Annotated in this window: 5 protein-coding genes; 3 read left to right on the top strand and 2 right to left on the bottom strand. The window is 23.6% G+C overall.

The features are described 5' to 3' along the window. Positions 1 to 143: 143 nt before the first annotated feature. Both XO12_RS10875 and XO12_RS10870 read right to left on the bottom strand, forming a co-directional pair. A complete protein-coding gene (locus XO12_RS10875; RefSeq protein WP_175420318.1) occupies positions 144 to 1,361 on the bottom strand; it encodes an MFS transporter in 1,218 nt (405 codons plus the stop codon). A gap of 77 nt (positions 1,362 to 1,438) precedes the next feature. Next, complete coding sequence (locus XO12_RS10870; RefSeq protein ID WP_254867737.1) at positions 1,439 to 1,846, bottom strand: radical SAM protein; 408 nt, start codon at positions 1,844 to 1,846, stop codon at positions 1,439 to 1,441. Between XO12_RS10870 and XO12_RS10865 the strand changes: the two genes are divergently transcribed. The 3 genes from XO12_RS10865 to XO12_RS10855 form a co-directional block, all read left to right on the top strand. Further along, the gene (locus XO12_RS10865; RefSeq protein ID WP_175420314.1) at positions 1,829 to 2,383 is read left to right on the top strand and encodes a hypothetical protein; all 555 of its coding nucleotides are present in this window, start codon (positions 1,829 to 1,831) and stop codon (positions 2,381 to 2,383) included. The genes XO12_RS10870 and XO12_RS10865 overlap by 18 nt on opposite strands. 425 nt (positions 2,384 to 2,808) lie before the next feature. Then, the gene (locus XO12_RS10860; RefSeq protein WP_175420316.1) at positions 2,809 to 2,970 is read left to right on the top strand and encodes a hypothetical protein; all 162 of its coding nucleotides are present in this window, start codon (positions 2,809 to 2,811) and stop codon (positions 2,968 to 2,970) included. A 491-nt stretch (positions 2,971 to 3,461) separates the two neighbouring features. Then, positions 3,462 to 4,040 (top strand): AAA-like domain-containing protein (locus XO12_RS10855; protein WP_175420315.1); only part of this gene is annotated, 579 nt, incomplete at its 3' end.

Here is a 4,040-nt window from a genome sequence, read left to right as displayed (position 1 = left end):
TTTTATCTACATATATATAATTTTCTTCTATTATTTCTTTATAATCTTGTACTCCTATTGGTAATTTTTTCATTTTCATCATCTCCACATTTGTTTTTTCTTAGTATTATTATAGCATAAATGTATCTTACAAAAAACTGTTTTTATATATTCTCACGAGAATATGGAATTATATAAAGCGTTGTTACTAATATGCCTGTTAATCCTAAAAATATTAAATAATATCCACTGCTGATTTTATCTATTATTTTTCCACCTATATATATTCCAATTATTGTTGCTATCTGCATTATTACTATTTTTAATGATCCTATTCTACCCCTTATTTCATTATCTATACTCGTTTGAAATTTCGAATTTATTATTACATTGGATATTATAAAGGATATATTAAACAAGAATAACATTATTGATATCGCCGAGAATTTAATTATTTTATTCGGATAATTCCAGAATATTATTATCCCTAAAAATAAAACTGCCATATTCATAATAATATTTGATAGTTTAAAGTATAATGGTTTTTTATTATTTGTCATTACAAATGTTATTAGCGATGCACCTGTCAGAGAACCTATAGTCATTGCTGTTTCTGCTAATCCTACATATGTTGCAGAAAATCCTCCATCTCTTTTTATTATTATAGGTATAAATACTGCAAATATTGGTATCATCCATGCGGAATAATAGACAATCATATTCAATAAATGCTTTAACTCTTTTTTTCTTTTTAAATATTTTATTCCATCTTTTATTTCGTTGTAAAATGATATTTCTAATAATTTTTTATTATTTTCTATATTATAATTATATTCAATATATAATTCACTTATTCCTGATAGTAAGAAAGTTATTCCATTAATAAGCAACAATATTTTAATTCCATATACACTATATAATAATGCACCTATTGGCGGACCAGCCAATGAAGAAATATTTGAAACAATCAAAAGATATGAATTTGCTTTTTCAAGATATTTATTTTCTACAATTTCTGGCAATATTGCATAAGTTGATGTGTCAAACAATGTACTTACAATTGATTGTATAACTAAATATATAAATATCATCCATACGTTTATAATATTATTGGCTATAAGATATGCCATTGTTAAACATAAAATACCACTAATAAAATCCATTCCAACCATTATTCTTTTTCTATTATAGTTATCAGCAATAACTCCCAAAAATGGTCTTATTATTAGTTCAAAAAACATAATAAATATTGTTGCTAATCCAAGTATAGTAGCCGATTGTGTCATATCTAACAACAACAATGGAAAACCTATAACCTGAATTGTATCTCCCAAATTTGATATAAATCTTCCGAATATATATAATTTAAAATTTCTGTTCATGTTCTTTCACTTCCTTTGGTTATATATTTATATTTAAACCTCAATATACTCAAAAAGAGTATATTGAGGTTTTTAAGTTAGCTACATTTTGTTTTTTGAACAAATACACTATATGGGGTACTTCCACAGGAATATACAATATATTTTTTTAAATTTTTTTCTTCTAAATAATTAAGAAATTCATCAAAGTTTTCATAAATTTTTTTATCCAAATTTATTCTTAATGCTATATTAAATTCTCTTTCAGCATATTTTATATTTTTCATAATTATATCAAACGTTCCTTTTTTATTTGCTAAAAACCTTCTGACATCATGCAACTCTTTAATTCCGTCTACTGTAATTTGTAAATGAGTTACTTTTATTTCTTTTAATTTTTCAATAATCTTTTTATTTAATAAATAACCATTTGTTATTATTGAACTTTCATAAATTATTTTTTTCTCATTGAGAAGAGGGATGATTTTATGAAAAAAATATTCCATTTCTTGTATTTTCAAAAGTGGTTTTCCACCATACCATGTAATTTGTATATTATTTTATTAACGAATAAATCCCCATTTTTCTTATTTAGCAATACAATAGATTTATTATCAGTTCAACATACCCCTAAAGGTGATTGTGGTGTTGAACTTAAATTCCATTCTAAATATCATGAATCAGAACGAGATATAAACCGTGTTAAATTTATCTGTCCTCTTGCTAATAGACCAGATTTCTGTCAAAAAAAGAATTGCTATCGTTATCAAAACTTTTCAGATCATAATTTCAGAATGTTGCTTATTAGAAATTCTGACTTTTTTAAAAGGAATTATTCTAAACGTTCTCTTATTAAATCTCTTTTTTCAAGGTTAGAATCTATTTTATCCCATACTAAATTGCGCTTTACTAATTCTATTGCTCTTGAAGCTAATCTTATTAATCTATTTTTTATTGCTTCTGCTTTTTTGGCTCATGATATGGGTAGAGATGATTTACTTACTTCTATTAAATCAACTCGTTCTAATTTTGTTCGGAGATAATATACATATTGATAAATATCTGCTTAGCTATATTAAAGTAATATTTTTTAATCATGCATGAGTGTAATTCAAAACTATTTTTGAAATTTATATCAGGTATTATGTGATTTATTTAATAATAATATTATGATTAAATATTGCGAATTTTATAACTTAATAATTCATAATAAAATTTTATGAATGTATAATTTTTATATTATGTTACTGAATAATTAAAAGATATTATTTCCACTTATTCAATTCACAATAATTTTAGCAAAAAAAAAAAAATAGTCAACGATATAAAGTAAATTTTGAGTAAATTTATAATCAACTTTTCTTTTCTTAAATTTAATAAATTTACATAATTATTTTATCACCTGATATATTTTTATGGTTAAGTTTTTGTTTAATATATTGATGCAATTTTATATTCTCGCTATTAGATGTATTTTTTTTATTTGATGTTATCAGATTTTTCAGAAAAAAATCTGATAAATAAATTGTATAATAATCTTCCATATTCTACCGAAGGTATGTTTTCTAGCGATGGCTATTTATTTTACATTGCAAGAAAAAACTCATCACTGAGTTGTTTAAGAATATAAAAAATTTTAAGGATTTTTTTATTATTTTGAACTCCTATTATTATATAATATACAAATATTTGATTTTAACATAATATTATATGGATTCAAAAATCAATGTGGTATAATTCAATTACATAAAAAAGTCTAAATTCTCACCAGAGGTTAAATATTCGCCCTGCAAATATTTACATGTTTTTAAAAAATTTTTTAGAGTTATTTTTAAAATATAATTTTTAATCCTATTACCGCGGCAGCGTGTATATTTGCGGAGCAAATATAGAAATGTTTTTTATATTTAAATCTAAAAATTTTAATCCTACAACCCGCCGTAGGCGAAAATATTTGCTTTGCAAATATTTTAAGAATTTATTTTTTAAAATAAAATTATTTTATCCTAATCTTTACCATAGGTATGAATATTTTCTTTGAAAATATTGAAAGTTTTTATTTAAAATAATAAATTATTATCCTATAACCCGCCGTAGGCGTGGAGCACCGGAGGTGAGATAATGAGAAGATTCTGCACAAGTGGTCCCGTTGATAAAAAGACCTGTTATTATGTAGAAAGACCAGATATAATGAAAGAAGCACTTGACCATATAGAAAATTGGAGATACTTTACAGTATCAGCGCCAAGACAAGCAGGAAAAACAACATTGTTAAAAGATATAGTTGAAAAAATAAAGGATAAATATATTACTATATTTTTATCCTTTGAAGATTATAAAAATATAAAAACAGAAGAAGAATTTATAAAAATATTTTATGAAGAAATCATAGATGAATTAAAAAGATATAATTATACTGTAAAAGAAGAATTGAATAATATAAGAGAAATAAAGAAAATATTTGAAAAGATATATGAAAAAACTGGAAAAGAAGTAGTATTAATGATAGACGAATTTGAAAAATTGAATAATGAAGAAATAATGAATACATTTCTTCATGTAATAAGAAAAACATATCACAAAAAACAAATATACAAACTCAGAAGTGTAATATTAATAAGCGTAGGATATCTAAGTGGAATATTAGAAGACAATGCCAGTCCATTCAACATAGCAGAACACTTAGAAGTGCCATACTTT

This window comes from Marinitoga sp. 1154 (assembly GCF_013363285.1).
GTDB lineage: Bacteria > Thermotogota > Thermotogae > Petrotogales > Petrotogaceae > Marinitoga.
The sequence above is the reverse complement of the archived record's forward strand: the minus strand, read 5'-3'. Positions and strand labels throughout refer to the sequence as shown.